Annotated in this window: 21 protein-coding genes and 1 pseudogene; 13 read left to right on the plus strand and 9 right to left on the minus strand. The window is 41.1% G+C overall.

Annotated features, from left to right (window positions below; translation table 11 throughout):
- Positions 1-782 (minus strand): annotated as a pseudogene (locus tag VFM80_RS09055) (GWxTD domain-containing protein); the annotation flags it as partial.
- 106 nt (positions 783-888) lie between these two features.
- On the opposite strand from VFM80_RS09055, the gene pyk reads away from it, so the two are divergent.
- Both pyk and VFM80_RS09065 read left to right on the plus strand, forming a co-directional pair.
- The gene (gene pyk, locus VFM80_RS09060) at positions 889-2,322 is read left to right on the plus strand and encodes a pyruvate kinase (RefSeq protein WP_395071506.1); all 1,434 of its coding nucleotides are present in this window, start codon (positions 889-891) and stop codon (positions 2,320-2,322) included.
- Between the two features lie 90 nt (positions 2,323-2,412).
- Positions 2,413-5,004, plus strand: coding sequence for a tetratricopeptide repeat protein (locus VFM80_RS09065; protein ID WP_395071507.1), 2,592 nt, complete (start codon positions 2,413-2,415; stop codon positions 5,002-5,004).
- On the opposite strand, the gene VFM80_RS09070 is transcribed toward VFM80_RS09065, so the two are convergent.
- On the minus strand, positions 5,001-6,038 hold the full coding sequence (locus VFM80_RS09070) for a quinone-dependent dihydroorotate dehydrogenase (RefSeq protein WP_395071508.1): 1,038 nt from the start codon (positions 6,036-6,038) through the stop codon (positions 5,001-5,003). The genes VFM80_RS09065 and VFM80_RS09070 overlap by 4 nt on opposite strands.
- A gap of 67 nt (positions 6,039-6,105) precedes the next feature.
- Between VFM80_RS09070 and VFM80_RS09075 the strand changes: the two genes are divergently transcribed.
- From VFM80_RS09075 to VFM80_RS09090, 4 genes are all read left to right on the plus strand, one after another.
- On the plus strand, positions 6,106-7,371 hold the full coding sequence (locus VFM80_RS09075) for an anthranilate synthase component I family protein (protein WP_395071509.1): 1,266 nt from the start codon (positions 6,106-6,108) through the stop codon (positions 7,369-7,371).
- A 73-nt stretch (positions 7,372-7,444) separates the two neighbouring features.
- Complete coding sequence (locus VFM80_RS09080) at positions 7,445-8,932, plus strand: sigma 54-interacting transcriptional regulator (RefSeq protein WP_395071510.1); 1,488 nt, start codon at positions 7,445-7,447, stop codon at positions 8,930-8,932.
- A gap of 72 nt (positions 8,933-9,004) precedes the next feature.
- On the plus strand, positions 9,005-9,226 hold the full coding sequence (rpmE, locus tag VFM80_RS09085; RefSeq protein ID WP_395071511.1) for a 50S ribosomal protein L31: 222 nt from the start codon (positions 9,005-9,007) through the stop codon (positions 9,224-9,226).
- A gap of 62 nt (positions 9,227-9,288) precedes the next feature.
- Entirely contained in the window at positions 9,289-9,912 is a 624-nt protein-coding gene (locus VFM80_RS09090; protein ID WP_395071512.1) for an MBL fold metallo-hydrolase, read from the plus strand.
- Positions 9,913-9,920: 8 nt separating this feature from the next.
- Here VFM80_RS09090 and VFM80_RS09095 read toward each other — a convergent pair whose 3' ends face one another.
- The 4 genes from VFM80_RS09095 to VFM80_RS09110 form a co-directional block, all read right to left on the minus strand.
- Positions 9,921-10,532 (minus strand): hypothetical protein, encoded by a 612-nt coding sequence (locus VFM80_RS09095; RefSeq protein ID WP_395071513.1) that lies wholly within the window; start codon positions 10,530-10,532, stop codon positions 9,921-9,923.
- A 55-nt stretch (positions 10,533-10,587) separates the two neighbouring features.
- A complete protein-coding gene (gene lptE / locus VFM80_RS09100) occupies positions 10,588-11,103 on the minus strand; it encodes an LPS assembly lipoprotein LptE (RefSeq protein WP_395071514.1) in 516 nt (171 codons plus the stop codon).
- The gene (locus VFM80_RS09105) at positions 11,090-12,385 is read right to left on the minus strand and encodes a sigma-54 interaction domain-containing protein (protein ID WP_395071515.1); all 1,296 of its coding nucleotides are present in this window, start codon (positions 12,383-12,385) and stop codon (positions 11,090-11,092) included. The genes lptE and VFM80_RS09105 overlap by 14 nt, the downstream gene beginning before the upstream one ends.
- A 146-nt stretch (positions 12,386-12,531) precedes the next feature.
- Entirely contained in the window at positions 12,532-13,014 is a 483-nt protein-coding gene (locus VFM80_RS09110; RefSeq protein WP_395071516.1) for an Lrp/AsnC family transcriptional regulator, read from the minus strand.
- Positions 13,015-13,205: 191 nt separating this feature from the next.
- On the opposite strand from VFM80_RS09110, the gene serS reads away from it, so the two are divergent.
- Both serS and VFM80_RS09120 read left to right on the plus strand, forming a co-directional pair.
- Positions 13,206-14,474, plus strand: a complete 1,269-nt coding sequence (gene serS, locus VFM80_RS09115; RefSeq protein WP_395071517.1) for a serine--tRNA ligase — start codon at positions 13,206-13,208, stop codon at positions 14,472-14,474.
- Positions 14,475-14,580: 106 nt separating this feature from the next.
- On the plus strand, positions 14,581-16,593 hold the full coding sequence (locus VFM80_RS09120; RefSeq protein WP_395071518.1) for a S9 family peptidase: 2,013 nt from the start codon (positions 14,581-14,583) through the stop codon (positions 16,591-16,593).
- A 57-nt stretch (positions 16,594-16,650) separates the two neighbouring features.
- On the opposite strand, the gene VFM80_RS09125 is transcribed toward VFM80_RS09120, so the two are convergent.
- Both VFM80_RS09125 and dusB read right to left on the minus strand, forming a co-directional pair.
- Positions 16,651-16,851, minus strand: a complete 201-nt coding sequence (locus VFM80_RS09125) for a hypothetical protein (protein WP_395071519.1) — start codon at positions 16,849-16,851, stop codon at positions 16,651-16,653.
- 140 nt (positions 16,852-16,991) lie between these two features.
- The gene (gene dusB / locus VFM80_RS09130; protein WP_395071520.1) at positions 16,992-17,981 is read right to left on the minus strand and encodes a tRNA dihydrouridine synthase DusB; all 990 of its coding nucleotides are present in this window, start codon (positions 17,979-17,981) and stop codon (positions 16,992-16,994) included.
- A gap of 170 nt (positions 17,982-18,151) precedes the next feature.
- On the opposite strand from dusB, the gene VFM80_RS09135 reads away from it, so the two are divergent.
- Together VFM80_RS09135 and VFM80_RS09140 are read left to right on the plus strand one after the other, a co-directional pair.
- The gene (locus VFM80_RS09135; protein ID WP_395071521.1) at positions 18,152-19,159 is read left to right on the plus strand and encodes a virginiamycin B lyase family protein; all 1,008 of its coding nucleotides are present in this window, start codon (positions 18,152-18,154) and stop codon (positions 19,157-19,159) included.
- Position 19,160: 1 nt separating this feature from the next.
- Positions 19,161-19,748, plus strand: coding sequence for a choice-of-anchor V domain-containing protein (locus tag VFM80_RS09140; RefSeq protein ID WP_395071522.1), 588 nt, complete (start codon positions 19,161-19,163; stop codon positions 19,746-19,748).
- A 71-nt stretch (positions 19,749-19,819) separates the two neighbouring features.
- Here the strand turns inward: VFM80_RS09140 and VFM80_RS09145 are convergent, their stop codons facing one another.
- The gene (locus VFM80_RS09145; RefSeq protein ID WP_395071523.1) at positions 19,820-20,272 is read right to left on the minus strand and encodes an Hsp20/alpha crystallin family protein; all 453 of its coding nucleotides are present in this window, start codon (positions 20,270-20,272) and stop codon (positions 19,820-19,822) included.
- 362 nt (positions 20,273-20,634) lie between these two features.
- On the opposite strand from VFM80_RS09145, the gene VFM80_RS09150 reads away from it, so the two are divergent.
- From VFM80_RS09150 to radA, 3 genes are all read left to right on the plus strand, one after another.
- Positions 20,635-21,711, plus strand: a complete 1,077-nt coding sequence (locus VFM80_RS09150; protein ID WP_395071524.1) for a class I fructose-bisphosphate aldolase — start codon at positions 20,635-20,637, stop codon at positions 21,709-21,711.
- Positions 21,712-21,789: 78 nt separating this feature from the next.
- Positions 21,790-22,848, plus strand: a complete 1,059-nt coding sequence (locus VFM80_RS09155) for a lysylphosphatidylglycerol synthase transmembrane domain-containing protein (protein WP_395071525.1) — start codon at positions 21,790-21,792, stop codon at positions 22,846-22,848.
- Entirely contained in the window at positions 22,841-24,175 is a 1,335-nt protein-coding gene (gene radA / locus VFM80_RS09160) for a DNA repair protein RadA (protein ID WP_395071526.1), read from the plus strand. Before VFM80_RS09155 ends, radA begins: the two co-directional genes overlap by 8 nt.
- The last annotated feature ends 2 nt before the right edge of the window (positions 24,176-24,177 follow it).

The following is a 24,177-nucleotide window of genomic DNA, read 5'->3' on the forward strand; positions in this document are numbered from 1 at the left end:
GAACTTTGTATAACTTCAAATTCATCATAATCGATGCCTTTGTATTTAATATTTGATGGTGAAGGGTTGGGGAAACTCATGGGAAGAGCCACTGTAGTGTCCGATTTAAATTTAATAAGTTGGGTTTGAAAGGTGATAGGCTCATCCGGATTATTATTGGTAACCTGGAATATAAATTTTAGGCTGTCTGAATTGGTGGTGACGTCATAAGTTGTTACCGGGAAAAAATTCTTGTTGTTCTCATCATATTTAGCAAGAATTTGAATGTTGGTGATATTCGAGATTTTATTGTCTACATCGGGAAGATACGCCTCGGCAGAAAGAGTGATAGTTTTTTTGGAAGATTGATCAACGACGGTAACATGTACCACATAATTGCCAGGTGCTACTTCAAATTCGTGTTCAAACAAAAATAATTTGTCATCAAAAACACTGCTTTCAGCATCTTTAGAAATAATGGCGGGGCAATTAAACGTCTCAATAGTGCCGGTGGTTTTATTAGTAATTTCAAAAGAAATATTGGCCGCAGCTGATAAACCCTCCTCACTGGTTTTAAAAACCAAACTATTGTGGGGAATGCTGCCGGCTATTTGAAGTATAGGCTGACCATTTTCGTTGATTAAGCCTGAAACTTCCATCCTTAATTCCGGAAACCCCGGTTGATAATTATACCCTGCTCCTCTCTTTATATCTTCCACATAATTATTAGAGCAATTGGCAAGTATAAATGATAGGCTGATTAGAAACAGTAACAAACTAGATTGATTCTGAAAGACTTTCATAACAATACCTGTTTTATTTTTAAAAACATTTCACAATGATTGCAACATTTAACCTATCTTTAGCTAATCATTTAATTGTATGCACTTACTTAAATAACTACTCTTTATGATTTCTGCAAGACGCCGGACAAAAATAGTTTGCACTATTGGTCCAAGCTGTAATACTCAAGAGAAAATAGAAGACCTGTTATTACATGGGATGAATGTTGCGAGGGTCAACTTCTCTCATGGTACACATACAGATCATGCTCAGGTCATTAAGAATGTTCGGAAAGCAGCTAAAAAGTATAAATATAGTGTGCCCATACTCATGGATCTTCAAGGTCCTAAAATAAGAGTAGGTCAGATGAAAGACGGGGGACAAGAACTTGAAACAGGTTCGGTCGTTAAAATTACTGCAGAAGATGTTGAAGGCACCGATAGCGTGATTCCAATAGACTATAAAAACCTGATCTATGAAGCCGAACCGGGTAATTCAATTTTACTAGATGACGGCTTGCTGGAATTTAAGGTTACAGAGAAATATCCGGACTCTTTGCAGGCAAAAGTAGTGGTTGGCGGTATGCTAAAGTCGAGAAAAGGTGTGAACCTGCCAAATGTTAGGATCTCGATTCCCTCTATGACAGAGAAAGATATTAAAGATCTGGAATTTGGAATTAAGCAAGATGTAGATTTGATAGCTCTTTCCTTTGTACGCACCGCGAAGGATGTGCGAGATATTATTTCTCGAATAAGAGCTGCAGGAAGTCAGGCCGGTATCATAGCAAAAATTGAAAAACCCGAAGCTTTGGATGTAATTGATGAAATTATTGAAGAGGCCGACGGCATAATGGTTGCAAGGGGAGATCTTGGAATCGAGATACCTACCGAACAGGTTCCTGTTGTCCAGAAAATGATCATCGAAAAATGCCGCATGGCGGGTAAACCGGTAATAACAGCTACTCAAATGCTGGATTCAATGATCACCAATCCCCGACCAACACGTGCTGAAAGTTCCGATGTTGCCAATGCTGTTTTGGATGGAACCGATGCTGTAATGCTTTCAGGTGAGACCGCAGCCGGAGCTTATCCCATGGAAGCTGTTAATGTGATGGATAGGATCTGTCGGTCTATTGAAGATAACCGCCCTCAGCTCTATAACAGTTTAGGGTATCGCAAACCCGAGTGGAAGGAGAAGCAGGTAATTGAATCGCTTGCCTATTCTTGTGTCACTATTGCTGATAACGTGGAAGCAAAAGCTATAAGTACAATCACTCATTCAGGAAGTACGGCTCGCAGAATTGCAAAATTTCGGCCTAAGGTCCCTATTGTTGCTTTTACGGAAAATCAGAAAGTTCGGCGTCAGCTTAATTTGGTTTGGGGGGTATATTCAGTTCGTCTTGATGAGCTTTTCGATACTGATAAAAGTGTAAAAATGATGGAAGACTATCTTAAAGATAATGGCATGGTAAAAGAAGGTGACAGGATCATCGTAGCTACAGGCATGCCGATCGCCAAACGAGGCCGTACCAATATGATAAAAGTAAGCACGATCGAATAGAATATTTCGTTAAAGCATGACGCAATGAATCTGTATAGACATGTTTTATGGATTTCAGTTTTAATCCTGATTACGGGATGCAAAACCTCTTTGCAGTCAAACTGGAAAAATTTTAATGCTTACTATAACACCTACTACAACGCGGAAAAGAACTATGAAGCCGGGCTAGAGAAAAACCTTTCGCAAATGAGGGATTATAACCCTCTTCAGCCTGTTCGGATTCATCCTGTACCTGTAAATGCCGGGGCTGAAGACTTTGATAAAGCTATTCAAAAAGCAGCCGATATTTTACGTCGCCACGATGATACGAAGTGGGTAGATGACGCTATTTTTCTTATCGGTAAATCCTACTATTTCCGGCAGGAATACTTTTCAGCTGACCAAAAATTCAGAGAGTTATACGTAAATTCTGAAGATCCTCAGATGAGACAAAGGGCCATTATATGGCAGGGAAGGGCACTCTTGGAAATGGAATTACACAGTGAAGGGGTTGCTTTTCTATATGAACGGATAGAACAATTTGAAGATCAGTGGAAACCGGAGCAAATTGCAGAAGCAAAGGCATTACTTGCGCAGCATCATGTTGAGATGGAGAACTGGCAATTGGCTGCCAAATTTTTGTCAGAAGCGTTGAGGGATTTGCAGAAGACAGAGTATAGAGAAAGAGGATACTTTCTTCTTGGTCAGATCTATGAAAGATCAGAAGATCTGGAAGCAGCATATAATGCTTACAGTAAGGTAAGTGATCATTTTTCTGAATACAGGATCCAATATTTGGCACAGCGAAAGAGGGCTGAAGTAGCCCGAAGCCTAGATCGCAACGATCTGGCTTTAAATATTTTCGAGAGCATGGTCAGGGATGATAAAAATCTTGAATATAGATCTGAGCTCGATTTTGAGTTAGCCCGTACTGAGCACGAGCTTCAAAACTACAGACAGGCAGAAAAGCTTTATAATGATGTTTTGCATAGTGATTTAAGTCGCCCAACTGCAGAAATAACTGCCCGGGCTTATTATGGGTTAGCTGAAATTTACAGATTTGGTTATGAAAATTTTTCAAAAGCTGCCGCATATTATGATTCTGCAGCTCAACAGAATGTATTGCCTGACAGGTTGCCTGAAGATTTTGAAGCGGAGTTATTGGCAGAATCGTTTGGCAACTATGCCCGCATAAAATCTGAGATCGCTCTCCGGGATAGTTTATTGAAACTGGCTCAATTATCTCCCGATGAATTTGAATTGGTTTTGAAAGAGCTAAGAGAGCAAAAAATACAAGAATTAGAAGCGATCCGGTCTCAGGAACAACAGGAACTGGATCAAATGGTAACAGTGAATCAGGTTGAAAATAACAGTGGAATAGAAAGTTCAGATAACGGCTTCTTGAATATCAATAACCGGCAAAGGCGACAGAACCTTCGTCAGCAGTTTTATGCAGTTTGGGGAAACAGGCCTTTAGCTGATAATTGGAGAGTTCGCAGTATGATCCGATCTTCTGCCTACAATGAAGAAGTAGAGGAAATTTCCACTGCTGAGGAGGAGCTGGAAATATTTGATATTGAAATTGACTTAAGTGACATACCATTTTCTACTGAAGAACAAGATTCAGTTCGTAAGCGTATTGCTGCTTATAATTATGAACTTGGTAATTTATTTTTTCTATCCCTGAATATGCCAGACAGTGCTATTCACTATTTTCAAAAGGCGATTGCAACCCCTTCCAGCGAAAACATTAATATGGTTTCATTATACTCTTTAGCAGAGCTTTATGCTGTTGAGGGCATTGAGTTAAAGGCCATAGAGTACGCTGAAGAGCTTTTAGAAAAATATCCCAATTCCGTTTATTCCAGCCGAGTTGCTGAACAGTTTGATCTACAGCTAAATTCAGGTAAAGTTTTGTCTGGAGTAAGCCCTTTAGAGGTATATCGGCAAATTATGCAGGATGATAGTTTGCAAAACACTATAAAGGCAGAGCGATTAAAACAACTTTCATATAACTTCAACAACCATCCTGTAGCACCTAAAGCACTTTATGAGGCTTTAGAAGCTTATACGGAGGCCGGGAAGTCTGATTCTTTATACAGCAGAAAGATCAGTGACTGGATGCAGATCAAGCAAGATACATCCTTAATTGAGAGTCAGATGTTAGAAGATCTGAGTTTGAAAGATTCGACCTGGGATGAGCAGAATATAAGCACATCATTTCCTTATGTGGGAGCTAGCTGGGATAGTGCGAGAGTGGTTGCAGATACTTTTCTCGTTATGTATCCGGGATCAGAATTACACCCTGGGGTAATCCTTCTGAAACAGGAACTCGAGATGCCTGAGAGTCTGAATGAAGGTGTTGAGACCTCCCAGCCAACAGAATCTGATACTGTGGTTTCTGAAGGTTATCTTGATTGTGAGGATATAGGTGAGGAATTAAATGTGAGAGGTGGGTTGCAGCAGTTTTTGGATGGCATTGATCTTACAAATACTGAGATTGTCACCGAAATAATTTACCGATTTAAGGTAAATCAAAGAGGAATTATTGAAGAATATATCCTGCAAACTGAAAATGCAGATGAAGAAATAAAGAATAAATTGGAACAAGGTTTTGAGCGAAACTTGAGTTTTGAGGCTGTTTTATATCAAGGTCAAGCTGTTTCGATGGAATGTAATTATACATTTCCAGTGGGGAGTTAAGCCTTTTGCTTAATAAGAGCTTTTTTGATCTTGGAGATCAATCCGGGACCTTCATAGATAAGCCCTGTGTAAATTTGAAGAAGATCGGCCCCGGCTTCAATTTTGTCCAGAGCAGCTTCAGGGCTGTCAATTCCGCCCACCCCGATGATGGGCTTTTTACCTTCAGTTATTTGATGGATCCACTTTATAACCTGTGTGCTTTTTTGCTGAATAGCTCGCCCGCTAAGCCCTCCATTACCAATTTCGGCTAAAGTTGTAGTATCAGTTCTTAGTCCCTCACGGCTTGAGGAGGTGTTGGTTGCCATATACCCGGCAATCCCAAAGTCTTCACAAATTCTTATCAGACGCTCTAAATCCGGCTTGTCTATATCTACTGTGAATTTTACAAGAGATGGTTTGCGGCCTTTATCTGCGGGTTTAAGTACAGAAAGTAGATCTTCTAAGGCTTTGGGATCTTCAAATGTTTTTCCTTCCCCGGTATTGGGACATGATATATTGATGGTAATATAGTCTGCAACAGGCTGAGCTTTTTCATAACTGTATAAATAGTCTTGAAGTGCGGCATCTCCGTGAATGGTAGGATCATTTGTTTTGGCAATATTTACGCCAAGGGGGATCGCCAGATCTAAGCCGGCAAGTCTTTTAGTTATAACGGAGGCCCCATGATTATTCAACCCCATTCGGTTTATTAGTGAATGATCTTTAGGAATTCGGAAAGCCCTTGGTTTAGGGTTTCCTGTTGAAGGCTGTGCAGTTATACTCCCAATTTCTACAAATCCGAAGCCCAGGGACTGCATAGCAAGAGGAGTGGTCCCGTTTTTATCGAAACCGGCTGCCAGCCCGATAGGATTGGGGAATGTGCAACCAAAAAAGTCCTGCTGTAAACCTGAATTTTCTGAATTATATATAGCAGAGGCCAGCGTTTGAAGAAGTGGTGAACGGTTAGTTTTAGATGCGATGTTTAGGCCCAGCTCATGAGCTACCTCGGCATCTTTTTTAAATAAGAGTGGCTTTATCAGTTTTTTATAAATCATTGGGACAATGATACGAAAAAACGTTCAAAAAGAGTGAAAGAAGCCTTATACTCGATCGCCTATATTTATGCAAAAAGATCAGAACTACATATCACAATTAATCACTCAATTGCGAAAGCAGGGCGCAGTTGTATTGCTGGAATCTCAAATGGAAGATCACCCGGCCAGTACAAAAAGCTATTTGGCCGCTCAGCCCAAGGCCTGGATCAAAGCTTTTGGAGACGAAATAGAAGTGATGGATAACGGTAATTCAAAAACTTTTAAGGGTGACCCCTGGGATGCGATCAGGAATTTTAGAGAAGAACAGAATGATTGGTTATTTGGATACTTCGGCTATGATCTGAAAAACTACACTGAGCAGCTAACATCAAATAATCCCGCTGTGATTGATGCGCCTGATCTGTTTTTTATGGTTCCGAGTTTATTGATCGAAATCGATCATCAGTATAATATAAATGTGATAGGGGGAGAACTTCCGAATGAAATAGAGTCACATTATAAAGCCAATGATCTGAATATTAAGCTCACCGGTCAGGTAGATCAAAATAGCTACTTGAAACGGGTCAAAGAAGCCCAAAAAAATATCTATGAAGGCGATTTCTATGAGATCAACCTTTCACATCCTCTTGAGTTCTCTTTCGAGGGGGACAGCTTAACTCTTTATCAGGCAATGAAAGCTGCAGGGCCGGTACCTTTTGGCGGGTATGTTGCTTTCGATGACATTGCAATATGTTGTTCATCACCGGAGCGTTTTTTAGCAAGGCAGGGAAATAAGGTCTGTTCTCAACCGATAAAGGGGACAGTTTCCAGACGACTCGACAAAAATGATGAAGCTGATATTGCCAGGTTAAAAAATTCCCAAAAAGAGCGTGCCGAAAACCTTATGATCGTTGATCTGGTAAGAAATGATCTGAATAAAGTGGCTATTAAGAACAGTGTTAAGGTTTCGAATTTGTTTGAAATTCAAAGTTTTGAAACGGTGCACCAAATGGTTTCTACGGTTGAATGCCTTGTTAAAGAAGAAACAGACAGCATTGACCTTATAAAAGTATGTTTCCCAATGGGTTCTATGACCGGTGCGCCCAAAATCGCCGCAATGCAGGCCATAGACGATTACGAAGGTTATAAAAGGGGAGTTTATTCAGGAGCACTGGGTTACATAAAACCGGATGGGGATTTTGATCTGAATGTCATCATAAGAACGGGCATTATGGAGGGAAATAAATTGATCTACCCCGTGGGAGGAGCAATAACCAGCGACTCGGACCCTAAAGCAGAATGGGAAGAGACCCTTTTAAAGGCTCGTGCCATCACAGATATTTTTTCTATGTGAAAACTCTGAATGAAGACTTTCCAATAAGGGTTATACTCACACATAAGAAAATTCACATCAGGACAAAGAAGTAATGAAAGCGAGCACATTAGGTGAGCTTAAAAAAAGCGGTTGGGAATCGGTTTCAGTAAAGGAAGAGATAAGAAGAAACCTGATCAATAAGATCAAGCAGAAAGAAACGCTATTCCCCGGTATCCTGGGATATGATAAAACCGTACTCCCCCAAATTCAGCATGCGTTATTATCTAAGCATGATATGATCCTTCTAGGGTTAAGAGGGCAGGCCAAGACCCGAATACTTCGGATGCTGGTAGATTTCATGGATGAATACATCCCTATAGTGAAAGGCTCTGAAATTAATGATGACCCGCTAAATCCACTTTCTAAATACGCCAAAGAACTTATTGAAGAGAAAGGAGATGAAACTCCCATTGAATGGTTGCACCGCTCCTTCAGATACGGTGAAAAACTGGCGACACCCGATACAACAGTAGCCGACCTCATCGGAGATATTGATCCCATCAAAGCTGCAACAAAGAAGCTGACCCTTGCCGATCAGAATGTGATCAATTTTGGATTAATACCCAGAACCAACCGGGGTATATTTGTGATCAATGAATTACCGGATCTGCAGCCAAGGATACAGGTCGCCTTGCTGAATATCATGCAGGAAAGAGATATTCAGATCCGTGGTTTTAATGTTCGTATTCCTCTGGATGTAGCTATGGCTTTTTCAGCCAATCCGGAAGATTACACAAACCGGGGTAATATTATCACACCTCTCAAAGACAGAATAGACTCACAAATTATTACTCACTACCCGAGAGAAGTTGGTATTGGGATGGAGATCACGAAGCAGGAAGCCTGGCAGGAGCGTGATAGCGGGATTCAGATCCATATCCCTGATCTGTTCAGGGAAACCATTGAAAAAGCAGCTTTCGAAGCCCGTGAATCTGAGTATGTAGATCAAAATAGTGGTGTTTCAACCCGAATGACGATCACGGCATTAGAGCAGGTAGTTTCTTCAGCCGAACGGAGAGCAATTTTAAATGGTGAAGATAAAACATCTATTCGCATAGCGGATCTATACCATATGGTACCTGCATTGACGGGTAAAATAGAGTTGGTGTATGAGGGAGAACAAGAGGGAGCGATCAGCGTAGCTAAGCACATATTGGGTAAAGCGATCAGTAAAATTTTTAAACTTCATTTTCCTGACCCTCAGGCAAAATCAGAAGAACAGAAATCAGCCTATAAAAATATAACGGATTGGTTTGCTGATGGAAATGAAATAAATATTTCCGATACGCTCTCAAATAAAGAATATGAGAAAGCTTTAGATAGTGTCAATGGACTGGAGGCGCTGGTCAAAAAACATGCTAAAGATGTTTTAAAACAAGAAAAATACCTGTGGATGGATTTTGTCCTGGAAGCTTTACATCAAAACTCTATGCTCAGTAAACAAGACCTGGACGACGAAACATTGTATTCTGATATGCTTGGATCCATGTTCTCATCGTTAGGTGATTTTGGTGAAGAAGGGTTCGATGAATTTGAGTAATTATTTCATTGAATTCAGCTTAAGTTAACCTTATATTTAAAGCCTTGGCAAATTTCAAGCAAGCACACGATTATGAAAAAAGGAATTCATCCAGATTACAAAGAAATTACGGTATTGATGAGCGATGGTACCGAAATTACGACCCGCAGCACCATGGACGTCAAAGATGGCGTTTATCGCAGCGAGGTTGATTCTAAAAACCATCCGTTCTATACCAAAAGCAATACATTTACTTCTACAGCCGGACGTGTTGACCGCTTTAAGCGTCGATATGGTAAAGGCGAAGAGAAGTAAGCTTAGCAATTATTTTATTAAAGGATGCATCTTATTGATGCATCCTTTTTTTATTTTCGGATATGGAAGTACAAATATTTGAAGTAGGACCATTTTTAGAAAACACCCATCTGTTAACCCGGAACGGAAAGCATATTCTCATTGATCCCGGATTTTCAACAGAACCCGAATATCAGCGGTTTAAGGACGCACTTTCAGGGGAACTCGAAGCCATCGTGTTGACCCATGCCCATGTTGATCATGTATTAGGGTTAAGCAGTGTTCTTCGTGATTTTGAAGTACCTGTTTATCTATGCAACAAAGATCGCTTTTTATGGAAGAATTTTGGAAGTCAGGCACAGATGTTCGGTATCAATCAAGGAGGCTTTGACTTCGCTCCGGAAGTACTTCCAAGTGAAGGCGACTTTGAGATCGGGGAATTTACTTTTACCTGCCTTTATACTCCCGGCCACTCACCCGACCATATCTCTTTATACTTTGAACCTGATGACCTGCTAATTGCCGGAGATGCGCTTTTCAAGGAAAGTATTGGCCGCACAGATCTTTATAAAGGTAATTTTGAAGTTCTTGAAAAAAGCATCAAGGAAAAACTCTATACCCTGCCTGAAGAAACTACGGTATATCCGGGTCATGGTCCCACTACTACCATTGGCCATGAAAAGAAAAACAACCCTTTTATAAAGTAAAGCTTTGGTTAAGCTTTCTTTAGTTTTTCGATCTGCTCTTTATAGTGGTCAGCTTTATCACTGTTTCTGTTTATCAGCATTTCATACATTTTAACCGCTTCTTTTTTACGGCCCTGTTGGGTATGAATTTTTGCCAGGGTTTCTGAGACAACGTCGTCCACTTCTTCCGCTTCTTTGCCAAGATCAGAATCATCAAAAGGTTCGTTATCGGCAGGTATTTGGATACGTTTTGATTCAACCTGTTCCAGCATTTCTATAAGAGTGTCGAGGTCAAGAATGGGAGATTTTCGTGAACCCTGCTGCAGCTTAACACTGGAAGAAGTGTATGAATGTGCGGGAATGGCTGCTTCAAATTTTTCTGGATGTACGAGAAAATAATGAAGATGCTCCATGAGCGGGCTGCCGGGGGCATAGGTCTTGGCTTTCAAGGCTTCTTTTATAGCTTCATTACTTTTGTTTTGAAGATGATAGAACCATGAAAGCAAAAAAAGTCCTACGGCATCAGGACCACGTTTCTTTAAGTGTTTTTTAAGTTTCAGAGTGACCTTTTCAGGGGCTTCATCAAACTTATCTACAAATGAAGAAAGAGACTTAGGTATGTTGAAAGGGAGTTGTTGCATGAATTTTTTATAGCTCAAGAATAATAAAGTGAAGCAGGCTTACAATCAAAGCAAATTACCAATTACTTACAGCATCATTAAACATATTATTTGCCACTTGTTCTAAGGCAGTATTTGCCGCTTCATTTTCTCCCTCAATTGGATTCTCGGCGGGATCATAATTTGATCGTCCGGTAAATGAAGTGGTCCATTCTTCCTCATCCTGTGAGGTATACTGAAAAGTTGCACGAACTGTGATCGTTACCTGATTTTGATTCGTTTGTTCATCGCCGCCAATACTAAATGGACGGTTGGAGTAGGATGTAATGACCCCATCCAATACAGCATCTGCTTCAGCTTCATTATTTGCGAGTTGAAGACTACTCTGATTTACAAATCGATTTATCAATACTACATTTAGACGATCACTTAGGTCCCCAAGACCACTGTTAGATTGGTCAGGAAAAAAAGGAATATAGATAGTGTCAACACCCGGAGGTATAGAAGCACCAGTAAAGCTGTAGCGAAGGCATCCGTTGAATAAAAAACCAACGCATAAAATTATTGTCACCCAAGTTTTATTCCAGGCCATATTGATCCAATTTTCTATAAAGGGTTCGTTCGCTCACGCCGAGAGTTTCAGATGCTTTTCTTCTATTGCCGTCGAAACGTTTCAGAGCCTGTTGTATCAAAAATTTCTCAGCCTCTTCAATGGATGGAATTTCTTTGTTTTGGAGGAAGTCCGATAAATCAGACTCTTCTGATTCTTCAGCATCCGGTTCGTCCGGCATCGACTGCACTCCCAAAGAGGCATGGTCTCCCAGATTTACATTTACACCCGGTACTTCAGTTTTATCTACTTCATCACGTACTGAAGCGGGCAAAGCCTTTAAATTTTTGGCTGAGAATGTTGAATAAAGAAAATTGGCAAACATTTTCTTTACATCGGCAATGTCATTTCTCAATTCAACCAAAGCACGATAAATCAACTCACGATCTTTGCGGTCAAATTCAGAGTTTGACTCATAAGAATCTTGCTGATCTTTGGCCCTATCGGCTACCATTGGGAGGTTGTCAGCACTTCCCTCATGCTGTCGGCCTTTTAGGTATTTCTGCAGTTTTTTCTTATCAATGAACTGAGATTTTTCCAAAACTACTAATTGTTCAGCTACATTTCTGAGCTCACGTATATTGCCCGGCCAGCGATAAGAGATCAATAATTCACGTGCTTCATCCGAAAAGCCCTTAAAAACTGAATCATAACGGGAGGAGTACTCTTCCACAAATTTCTTGAATATTGGAATGATATCCTCAGATCGATCGCGGAGAGGAGGTAACTTTATCTGTACGGTATCAAGCCGGTAATAAAGATCCTCACGAAAAGTGCCGTCTTTAACCATCTTCCAAAGATCCTGATGGGTTGCGGCAATTACACGAACATCAGTAGTTTCAACTTTGCTCGAGCCAACACGGAAGAATTCACCATTCTCCAATACGCGCAATAGTTTAACCTGTACATTTTTAGGAGTATCTCCAATCTCATCTAAGAAGATGGTACCGCCGTTTGCTTTTTCAAAATAGCCTTCACGGGATGTTTCAGCACCGGTAAAAGCTCCTTTCTCATGACCAAAAAGCTCACTTTCAATAATACCCTCAGGAATAGCACCGCAGTTTACGATCACTAGGTTATTCCTGCTTCGCTCACTCATGGCGTGAATGGCACGGGCGGTTACATCCTTACCGACTCCGCTTTCACCCTGAAGAGTCACAGTGATATCGGTTTTGGCTACCTGCATAATTTTGTCGATCACCTGACGCATAGCATCTGATGTGCCGAGCAATCCATATTGTTCCTGAAATACTTCGCGGTCCATAAATTGTAAATACCGGGTTTAAAGCGTTAAATCTGTACTCTGAGAAAAGAGCTCAAGCTTCGATTACTCTTACTGTCAGAATGACGGAAGTTAATGATTCTGACCTTAGTAAGTAAATGTAAAGTAGGGAGAAATAATCTTACCTTTTACTGCTTGATGAGCTCAACAGCATGTTCAACAGGAATTGACCTGGTTTCCTTAAAGCTGGATAGAACGAGGTTTGACCTGGTTTTACTGACCCCTTCCCAGGCTTGTATTCGGGAAAGCAGGCTTTCAAAAGAACCTGTATTTTTTGTTCTGACTTTTAGGAAGTGAGAGCCGTCACCGGTAATAGAGTGGCATTCTAAAATTTCAACTTCTTCGCCCGCTTTCTCTACAAAGTTCTGATAGTTCTCAGATCCATCAACCTGTACAAATATGAACGCAGTAATATCAAAATGAAATTTCTTACTGTTTAGAATAGCTTTGTATCCTTCAATTAAACCCCGTTCCTCCAATTTTTTCATTCGCTCTGACACAGAGGGGACCGAAAGGTTTACAATTTCAGCAATTGTATTACGCTGAGCCCGGCCATTTTCCTGCAGATGATTTAAAATTGTGATATCGGTTTCGTCCAATAGATTACTCATGATCTGTACTTTATTCCTAAAAATTTTTTGAATGTTGAATAGTAACCTTAATTATTTAGGTAGTCAATTAAAAAAGCGCTTTCAATAAAAGTAAATAGAGGTGCTTTTTTTGGTTAAAAAAGGTACAACAAAAACAGGAATACCTCTTATCTTTGCACTTCAAATTATAAATCAGAATACTCAACAATATCATGCTTGATATAAATTTCATCAAAGAAAACCGTGAACGGGTAGAAAAAGCGATCAAAGATAAAGGGGAGAAGGATATCTCGGTTGTGGAAAAGGTAATATCCAAAGATGAGGCATGGAGATCTAAAGTTCATGAGGGAGATCTTCTTCGAAGTGAGAGCAATACGAAGTCGAGCAAGATCGGCGAGTTGATGAGTAAGGGTAAAAAAGAAGAAGCTCAGGCCATTATTAAAGAAACATCTGCTATGAAAGAGCAGATAAAAGAAATTGAAGAGGAAGTAAAAAAACTTCGTGTTGAACGAGATAGTTTGTTGTTTCGAATCCCCAATATCCCGCACCCAAGTGTTCCTGTCGGAGCTACTGAAGATGACAATGAAACTTTTAAGGCCTGGGGAACACCGGATGAGAGCGCGTGGAGGAAGCCACACTGGGAACTCACTGAGCGCCATGGCTGGGTAGATTTTGAAAGAGGTGTGAAAGTAACGGGAGCAGGCTTTCCTTTTTATGTGGGTGGGGTTGCTCAGCTGCAGCGAGCTTTGATCAATTATTTTATAAATGAAGCCACCAAAGCCGGGTATACTGAAATGCAGGCTCCATATTTTGTAAATGAAGATTCAGCCCGGGGAACCGGACAAATTCCTGATAAAGAGGACATGATGTATGAAATTCCCCGCGATGGATTTTTCAACATCCCCACAGCTGAAGTTCCTGTTACCAATTTTCACAGGGATGAGATCCTGGAAAACAAGGACCTCCCAAAAAAATACGTTTGCCATACTCCTTGCTGGAGACGTGAAGCAGGTTCTTATGGAAAAGATGTGCGGGGACTTAACCGCTTACATCAGTTTGATAAAGTAGAATTGGTCAAGATCGTGAAGCCTGAAGATTCCTACGATGAATTGGAAAGCCTTCGGGAGCATGCTGAAGGATTACTTAAAGCACTGGAACTCCCATACCGTACGCTATTGATGTGTACCGGTGATATGGGCTTTACTCAAAGCAAAAAATATGACCTGGAAGTTTGGAGTCCCGGTCAGCAGCGGTGGCTGGAAGTAAGTTCCTGCTCAAATTTCGAAAGTTTCCAGGCGCGCCGTATGCAGCTTAGATATCGTAAGGATGAAAAAGAGATCGAGATCTTACATACCCTGAATGGTTCAGGCCTTGCTTTGCCGAGAGTGGTTTCCGCTATTCTGGAAGCCTATCAGGAGGAGAATGGAAAAGTGAAAGTGCCTGAAGTGTTGAAGCCTTTCTTTGGAAGAGATCATTTGTAGGTGATGAGAGTCATAATATTTGGCGACATTTAACATTTTTGTAGTCTTTGATTTCTGTATGGAAATGTTATTTTAGGGCGAATTATAATTTCTCCATAATCATATCATGCAAAAGTCAGTACTATTCTTACTTCTATTCTTAATTGGATTTCCTGCAATTGCTCAAAAAAGAGCAATGACAACAGATGACGACCTGAATATGGTTAATCTGCGCTCACCGATGATCTCACCTGATGGCGACTTTGTTATTTTTGGGAAGTCAACATTGAACTGGGATGACAATAAATATGAGACAAAATACTATCATATATCTGCTGATGGAGGAGATGCCTATCAGTATATAGGAGAAGAAGGGGGAAGTGATATGAAGTTTTCTCCTGATGGTAAATACATCTCACTAAAAAGGAGTGTTGACGATAAATCCCAGATCTTTTTATTACCTACTGCGGGTGGTGAAGCAGTACAATTGACCAAACATAAAAACAGTGTAGGTAGCTACCAGTGGTCGGATGACAGTAAGAATATCTATTTCGAATCTGATGTGCCTAAAACATCAGAAGAGAAGAAAAAATATAAAGCAGGTTATGATCATTTCTATGTGGATGAAGCTCCTCATGGCCAGACAGAGGGCGAATGGAGTCATGTATGGAAGTTTGAAATAGATTCAAAAAAAGAAACACGCTTAACCCACGGAGATTTGATAGTGGGTGATTTTGATGTATCTCCTGATCAAAAAAGAATGATCTACACCGCACGCTTTGAAAACAGAAGAAATCAGGGATACAAATCAGAGATCTACTTACTGGAAATTGGAGATTCAGTTGCAGTTAAGCTGACGGATAATAAAGCTCCTGAGGGAAGTTTAAGCTGGATGCCGGATAATCAGCATTTTATTTACAGTGCACCAAGCGATGAAGAGTTCGAACTGAGACAGGATAAACTTTGGAAAATGAATGTTGATTCTAAAGACTATGAAATGATCTCGGGCGAATTCAATGGCGATATGAGAGGCTATTATATGTCTCCAGAAGGAGATGTACTTTATTTTGGCGGAACAGTGAAAACCAATACTAATCTTTTTTCTTTAAATGTAGAGAACGGGCAAGTGCAGCAACATACGGATCTTTCGGGGTCGCTAAATGTATACGATTTTGACAGAAACAGGGGTAAAGTACTTTTCAGCAAAGAAGATGTTGTGACTCCCCCTGACCTTTATGTTGCTGATCTGGATAATTTGGATGATCCGGTTCGGCTTACAGACCTGAATCCAATGATCAAAGACAGTCTTCAGCTTGCCGATTATGAGGTGGTAACTTGGGAAAGCTATGACGGGTTGGAGATCGAAGGGATAAAATATGTCCCTTCATCGGTGAAAAATGATAATTCTGCACCATTTCTGTTACATATTCATGGCGGACCAGCAGGAGTATTCACTAATTCATTTTCTGCGAGATATCATGTGTGGGCCGGTTTGGGGTATGTTCAGCTGGCACCCAACGTTCGCGGCAGTACAGCTTATGGAGATGAGTTCTTACGTGGAAATATGTATGACATCGGGGGTGGTGATTACAATGATCTGATGAGTGGAGTAGATATGCTGATAGCTCAAGATCAAATTGACCCTGATAAAATGGCCGTTCGAGGATGGAGTTACGGAGGTATACTCGGCGGAACTGTGATCACGAAAACGGATCGCTTTCAAGCTGCTTCGTTGGGAGCAATGGTCTCTGATTGGTCCTCAGAATATGCACTTGGCTTTAATTTTGACGTAAGTCTATGGTATATAGGCGGAGAACCATGGACAAATCCTGAAGGGTACAGGGAAAGATCTCCGGCAACACATGCGGCTGAAGTGACCACTCCAACCTTATTTTTGCATGGAGCTAATGACAGAGTGGATACACCTGAACAAAGCCGGATCTTTTTTACTTACTTAAAAGACATCGACAAGGTGGATACCAGATATATTTACTTTAAAAGAGAAGGGCATGGCTTTAGGGAACCACGGAACCAGCGAACAAGAGACATCGAGGAAATTAAATGGATCCAAAAGTATACTTTAGACAAAGAATGGGAGCCATGGAAGAGACCGGAAAAAGAAGAAAAGAAAGAAGACTGAGTTCCTGTTAAATTACTTGGCTTAGTACTGAACTAATGTAGAAAGTAAGATCAGTGATCATTTTTTCTTACTGAGCCATACAATTCCCCATATTAAACCAACCAAAGCAAGAGCAATTCCAAAGCCGCCAAGAAAGGCATATAGCAGATATGGAATGATCAGACTTATCACAATTCCTGTGATAGCTTTTAGGGGAGCGGCTGCGATAGCAGATGCTCCGAGAAAAGAAGAAATGAGTCGGGACAATCGTGCAAACATAATATGATATTCTGTTAGTTTTGATTGAATACGGCTTACTGCTCTAAAAGATTCAAACAGTACTAAAGTGATAAATGGTAAAGTGGGCAATGATAGACTAAAAATTGCTAAGGAATACTTTATCACTCTTCACTATAACTCTAAGCCACCGCATGTACTTCCGTCTCATCAAAGTTGAGCAGCAGTTCCAGGATCGGATTCATCTCATCATGTTTCATCAATTCCATACGGAGGTTCTTGCCATTTCGAATTCCTTTCAGGTATTGTCCATAATGCTTTTTCATGATGATAACCCCATATCGTTCTCCCTGATGTTTCACAGATAAACGAAGCTGTTCGGCGCACAGTTCTATTCGTTCTTTTACCGTAGGTTCAGGCAGCAGTTCACCCGTTTCGAGATAATGACGTGTGCGTTCAAAGATCCAGGGGTTTCCGATGGCTCCGCGTCCGATCATCACTCCGTCAACTCCGGTTTCTTCAAACATCTTTTTGGCTAATTCGGGTGAAGTGACATCCCCATTTCCAATGATAGGTATTTCAAGGCCCGGAGTGTTTTTAAGTTTTTTCAGCCATTCCCATCGCGCATCGCCTTTGTATTTTTGGGCGCGGGTACGGGCATGAACGGTGAGCGCCTTTACTCCAAGTTTCTGAAGCATGAGTGCAACTTCCTGTATTTTGATGGTACTGTCATCCCAGCCAAGCCGTGTTTTTACAGTTACAGGTTTATTTTCTACGGCATCAACCACGGTGCCGGCCATTCTTTCCATCATGCTAAGATCTTTCAGACATCCGGCTCCGGCGCCCTTTTTAACCACTTTATAAACGGGGCATCCAAAATTGATATCTACCAGATCGGGATTGTTGCTTTCAGCTACTTTTGCAGCACCTTCCATGGCTTCTTCACGTCCGCCGAAAATTTGAACCCCAAATGGGCGTTCCATCTCATCAAAATCCATTTTATGCATGGCAATATCTGAATCGCGGATCAAAGCCTCAGAGCTGATAAATTCAGTGAAGACAATATCAGCACCCTTTTTGCGACAGATCTGTCGAAAGGGGGAGTCGGTTACATCCTCCATGGGTGCTAAAAACAGAGGCTGATTCGGTAATTTAATAGTATCTATGTTCATTACTGCTGAACAATCTTAAAGATGAAAATTGAAACCCAAGATACAGCTTTTATCAAGGATTTTTAGAGGATGCTCCAAATATCGGGATTGTAAAATTTTTATTGAAGTTGGGATTTTTCCTTTAATTCTATGTTTATTTAGTATCAACTAATAATTATGGGAGAAAGATTATGGGAAAATATCTAACTATAGTACTGTCGGTATTGGTAGCAATAACATTTTTCGCAGCAAGCGATGGAGTGATTCAGCAAGCTGATATTCAAATTCAGGAATGGGAAGTGCCCTGGGAAGAGAGCCGCCCGCGTGATCCTTATGTAGCACCTGACGGAGATATTTGGTTTGTAGGACAAAGAACACACTATGTGGCAGAATTCGATCCGGAAACCGAGGAATTTAGAAAGATAGATCTGGAGGATGGAGCCGGACCTCATACGGTTGTGGTAGATGATATGGGGAATCCCTGGTATGCAGGGAACAGGGCAAACCATATCGGAAAAATAGATCCGGAAACCGGAGAGATCACTAAGTATATGATGCCTGATGACAATAGTGCCCGGGATCCTCATACGATGACGTTTGATGAGTCCGGTAATATCTGGTTTACCAGTCAGGGCGCAAATTCAATTGGCTATTTTGATGTGGAAACCGAGGAAGAAAAAATTATTAAGGTGCCTACTCCGCGAGCCCGGCCATATGGTATCATCATGGATAAAGATATGGTAACTCCCTGGATCGTGCTTTTCGGCACTAACAAGTTAGCTACGGTAGATCCAGAAACCATGAATTTAAAGGAGATCGAACTGCCTAGTGAGGAAACACGACCACGAAGGCTTGCTCAAACATCCGATGGGGTGATATGGTATGGTGACTATTCCCGTGGTTATATCGGAAGTTATGATCCTGCTAACGGCGAAGCTAATGAATGGGAAATGCCTTCCGGCGAAAATTCCCGACCTTACGCCGTTACCGTGGATGATAAAGACCGGGTTTGGCTGGTAGAAACCGGGGTAGATCCCAATATGTTTGTTGGCTTTGATACCAAAGCCAAAGAATTTGTAGCCTCAGAAGCTGTACCAAGTGGAGGAGGTACTGTGAGACATATGGTATTTGATGCATCAACTAATTCCATTTGGTTTGGCACGGATACTAACTACCTGGGCCGTGCTCAACTTGATTAACATGCTAAGTGCAGTTCAAAAATTAGTATTAATACCGGTGCTGACCCTCAGTGCCGGTTTTTTTATTTCCATGGGTGAACCGGCGGATATACCACAGAAAAAGTTGTATCCGGAACATTTAGTTGGTGCTTTTACCGGCGGCTTCGGAGAGGAAACTTGCCATAGCTGTCATTTTGATTATGATCTGAATTGGAAGGAGGGCGAGTTAAGTGTGCGGGGTATACCTGAGTCTGTCGAGGCAGGAAAAACCTATGAAATTGAGCTCATTATTACCCGTCCTGATATGGGAAAATCCGGGTTTCAGATGACATCAAGATTTAAGAATGGCCGGCAAGCCGGATCATTCCAGATCAAGGAAAATGAACGTGTGATGTTCACAAAACTAGTACCTGATTCAATTGAATATCTTCAGCACTCAGTAAAAGGAACAGAACCCACTAAAGATGGAAAGAATAGCTGGGCTGTAATTTGGAGGGCCCCGATGTCAGTCAGTGACTCTATTTATTTTAATATAACATCCAATGCAGCAAATGGGGATCAATCTGAGTTTGGGGATTGGATATATCGAAAGGAATTTGTTGTTGAGTAGCCAAAGCTTAATAAAAAAAAGCCGCGAAAATACTCCGCGGCTTGATGTTGTCTGAGTGTTTATTCTATGAATTACAACACTTTGATCTTTTTGGCGGCTTTTTCCTTCACTTTAGGAATAGTCACGTTAAGCACACCATTATCATATTTGGCAGTTATTTTCTCCTGATCAACCATATCGCCGGGTAGTGGCAATGAACGGCTAAACTTGCCAAAACGACTTTCGATACGATGGTATCTTCTGCCATTTTCTTCTTGCTTCATTTTTCGCTCACCGCTGATGGTAAGTGCACCGGAATTGAAGCTGATCTCAATGTCGTCTTTACTCATTCCGGGAAGAGCTGCAGATACTTCAAATTCTTTGTCGGTTTCATATACATTTAACTCCGGAACAAAGCCTGAAGTATTAGCTCTCGGCCAGCTCAGTGCATCTTCAAACACGTCATCTATCCAGTTGGATATTTTGAGCGGTGAAGTTGTTGTGTTGTTATTCCAAAGAGTTGGGGTGTTTGTGTTTGTTCGCATCAACATAGGTTTGTCCTCCTTTTAAATGATTGTTTTGATTTAAAGATCATAGGGTATAACCAAAATCGACACTAGTGTTCGACAATTAGATAATTACAAATCTTGTGCCAAAAATTTGGGAGCAGTATTCATCTGACATTTTTTAAGCCGGATATTTACAAAATGACAAACCGGTTTGAAAAAACGTCAGTCTACAATGAAAAAAGAATTATTTTTAAAAAATATTTTACTGTCAATGAGAGAACCTTCAGCAAGTCCTTTAAATTCCTAAAACTTCTCTTTAGCCATTTCCCTCATTTAGGCTTATATTTTCTGCCTACTTACTCACTCATGAAAACAAATTTAAACGGGAAAAATTAATTATGTCACTTGGAATTAACAGTATCGAGGAACTACTGGGAGATGAAGCTTCTGATCTTCTTGAGCACAAATGTAAAACCATAAGTACCGATCATTTAATTAAGCCTTCCGGTAATTACGTGGATGATGTTTGGTATCATTCTGACCGGAACAATCGCGTACTTCAAAATATCCAAAGATTACTTAATAACGGTCGTTTAGGCGGAACCGGTTATGTTTCGATTCTGCCTGTAGATCAGGGGATCGAGCACTCAGCGGGAGCTTCTTTCGCTAAGAACCCGGATTATTTTGATCCCGATCATATTGTGAATTTAGCAATGGAAGCCGGTTGTAACGGTGTGGCCTCAACATTTGGAGCACTTGCTTCTGTTTCAAGAAAGTATGCGCATAAGATTCCTTTCATTGTTAAGATCAACCATAATGAATTGTTGACCTACCCGAACAATTACGATCAGATCATGTTCGGCACCATAGATCAGGCTTTTGATATGGGAGCGACAGCGGTTGGAGCTACCATTTATTTCGGTTCTGAAGAATCTAGCCGACAAATTCAGGAAGTAGCCCAAGCTTTCGCTTATGCTCACGAACTTGGTTTGGCAACTATTCTTTGGTGTTATACCCGAAACAGTGCATTTAAAGTTGATGGTGTTGATTATCATGCTTCAGCTGACCTAACCGGACAAGCAAATCACATCGGCACCACACTTGGTGCAGATATCATCAAGCAAAAGCAACCAACCAATAACGGTGGATATAAAGCACTGAATACCGGTGATTCCAGTTATGGAAAACTCGACGAAAGAATTTACTCCAAACTGTCATCGGATCATCCAATTGACCTTACCCGTTACCAGGTTGCGAACTGTTTTATGGGGCGTGCCGGTTTGATCAATTCGGGAGGCGCTTCTGGTTCCAATGACTTCGCTGACGCTGTAAAAACAGCGATCATTAATAAGCGTGCAGGTGGAATGGGGCTTATAAGTGGCCGAAAAGCATTTCAGCGCCCGTTGAAAGAAGGAGTTAAACTTTTGAATATGATCCAGGATGTGTATCTGAATGACAAGATAACTCTTGCATAAAAGTATAAACTATAAATGGCCTTGCAGATTTTTCTGCAAGGCTTTTTTATTAAAGCCCGCCTGATTAGCCCTGATTATTTGAGCACCGAAAAAGCACATATACAACAGCCTCAATCTTTGTTTTCGAGGAAATATCTGATCATTTCTATTGGTCTGAGTGTGGCCACGATGGCAGCGGTTATTTATTGGACCTATACACCGGGAGTTTTAGAACATTTGGCTCCAAAACGACTACCGGGATTGGTTATAGCGATAGTGGTATCCTTACTGAGAGTTTGGTTTTCGGCAGCAAAGATTCGTTTTTTGTCTGAGCAAAAACTAAGCTGGTTGGCATCCATCAGAGTTGTATTAGCTTGGGATTTTACTTCAGCTGTTACTCCTTCAACAATTGGCGGGGCTCCAATGGCTACCTATGTAATGACAAAAGAAGGACTCAAATTAGGGGATGCCGGGGCTATTGTTTTATATGGAGTATTACTTGATCAGATCTGGTTTGCAATGGCTATTCCCATTTTACTGTTTGCAGGTATATTCTATGAAGTTGTACCGCCCGAAATAGGTTTGGCTGGTGATGTTTCAATGGGAGTACTTTATGTAGGGCTGCTGAGTTACGCAGGTTTGTTGGCATACGGTGTTTTAGTTAACCCCGCAGCTATCAAGAAAGTGGTAAAAGTAGTATTTAAGTTACCGATCCTTCGCAAGGTGAGTGACAAAATTGAAGTGGAAGCTGAAAATCTTGAAGAATATGCACATCAGCTTAGAAAGAAGCCTTTTAGCTTTTTGGTAAAAGCATTTTCGTTGTCTACCATGTCTTGGTTGATGAGGATCGCTCTACCAACTATAGTTGTACTTAGTTTACTCCCGGCACCTGAAATTCTATCCTTGCTTAGAAGTTTAGCTATGAATCTGGCATTTCTGGTAGTTCCTACACCCGGTGGGAGCGGTGGAGTTGAGGGACTATTTGTGTTATTTCAAGGCCCTCTCATTGCCCGTGAAGGTTTCATCGGGCTGGCTGTATTCCTGTGGAGAGTTATAAGTTATTACATCAGTATTGGATTGGGTATGATGGCTACTACGTGGTATATCAATCAAAAAGTAGTAGAAATACAATATCAGGATCAGAATCAGGATGGCTAAAGTAAAAACTCAATATGAGTGCTCCAATTGCGGATATATTTCACCTAAATGGAATGGGAGCTGCCCCTCTTGTGGAGAGTGGAATACATTTATAGAAAAAACAATTTCCAAGAAATCCGGTTCCGGTCATAAAGCTAAAGTAGAGGGACTGGAGTCATCTGCTCCCAAAAAACTGCAAGATGTAGAAACATCTGAAAAAAGTCGCTTCAAGAGTAATATCTCTGAATTAGATCGTGTATTAGGCGGTGGGTTTCTCCCCGGGTCTTATGTGTTAATTGGCGGTGAACCGGGAGTAGGGAAAAGTACACTGACGCTTCAAATTGCGAAGGCTAATCCTGATCTTACCATCCTATATTGTGCCGGAGAGGAGTCAGCGGGGCAAATAAAACAACGTGCCGCCCGGCTTGGGGTTGAATCTGATAAACTTCTGATCTATAACGAAACTCAGGTTGACAGCATCATAGCTGAAGCACAAAAAATGCAACCCGATCTGCTTATTGTAGACTCCATTCAGACGGTTTATAGAACGGAACTTTCCAGTATGCCGGGAAGTATTCAGCAGGTGAAGGAGTGTGCTGCCTTATTTCAGCAACTCGCTAAGAAAAAAAATATAACCACGCTGGTTATTGGCCACGTTACCAAAGAAGGAGATATCGCCGGCCCGCGTGTTTTAGAACACATGGTGGATACGGTACTCCAGTTTGAAGGAGATAAACAATATACCTATCGCTTGCTGAGGAGTTTAAAAAATCGATTTGGTGCAGCTCAGGAAGTGGGGGTGTTTGAAATGAAATCAGATGGCCTTATTGAAGTTTCAAACCCATCTGAGCTGTTTATTTCTGATAAAACTGCAGGTATAAGTGGGAATGCCGTTGTTTGCACTATGGAAGGCACACGTCCGCTATTGATCGAGGTTCAGGCTTTAGTAACTCCATCTTCTTATGGCTCGCCACAACGTACTGCAAACGGTTTTGACCGAAACAGGTTGGCTTTATTGTTGGCCGTTTTAGAAAAAAGAGTAGGGAAGAGTTTTTCCAATCATGATGTATATCTGAATATCGCGGGTGGATTTAAATTGAATGATCCTGCCGGAGATCTTGGAGTTTGCTGTGCATTGGTTTCCAGTTTAACTGATGAACCGATCACTTCACAAATGGCATTTATTGGAGAAGTTGGATTAGGGGGAGAGGTGAGAACTGTTCCCCATTTAGAACAGCGGGAGAAAGAGGCTAAAAAATTAGGCTATAAAGAATTAGTGATGCCGGGTTCCAAGAATAAAAATGGTATTCGGTATTTACATGAAGCCATAAAAAAAGCCCTCGGGTAAAA

This window comes from Gracilimonas sp. (genome assembly GCF_035704785.1).
GTDB lineage: Bacteria > Bacteroidota > Rhodothermia > Balneolales > Balneolaceae > Gracilimonas.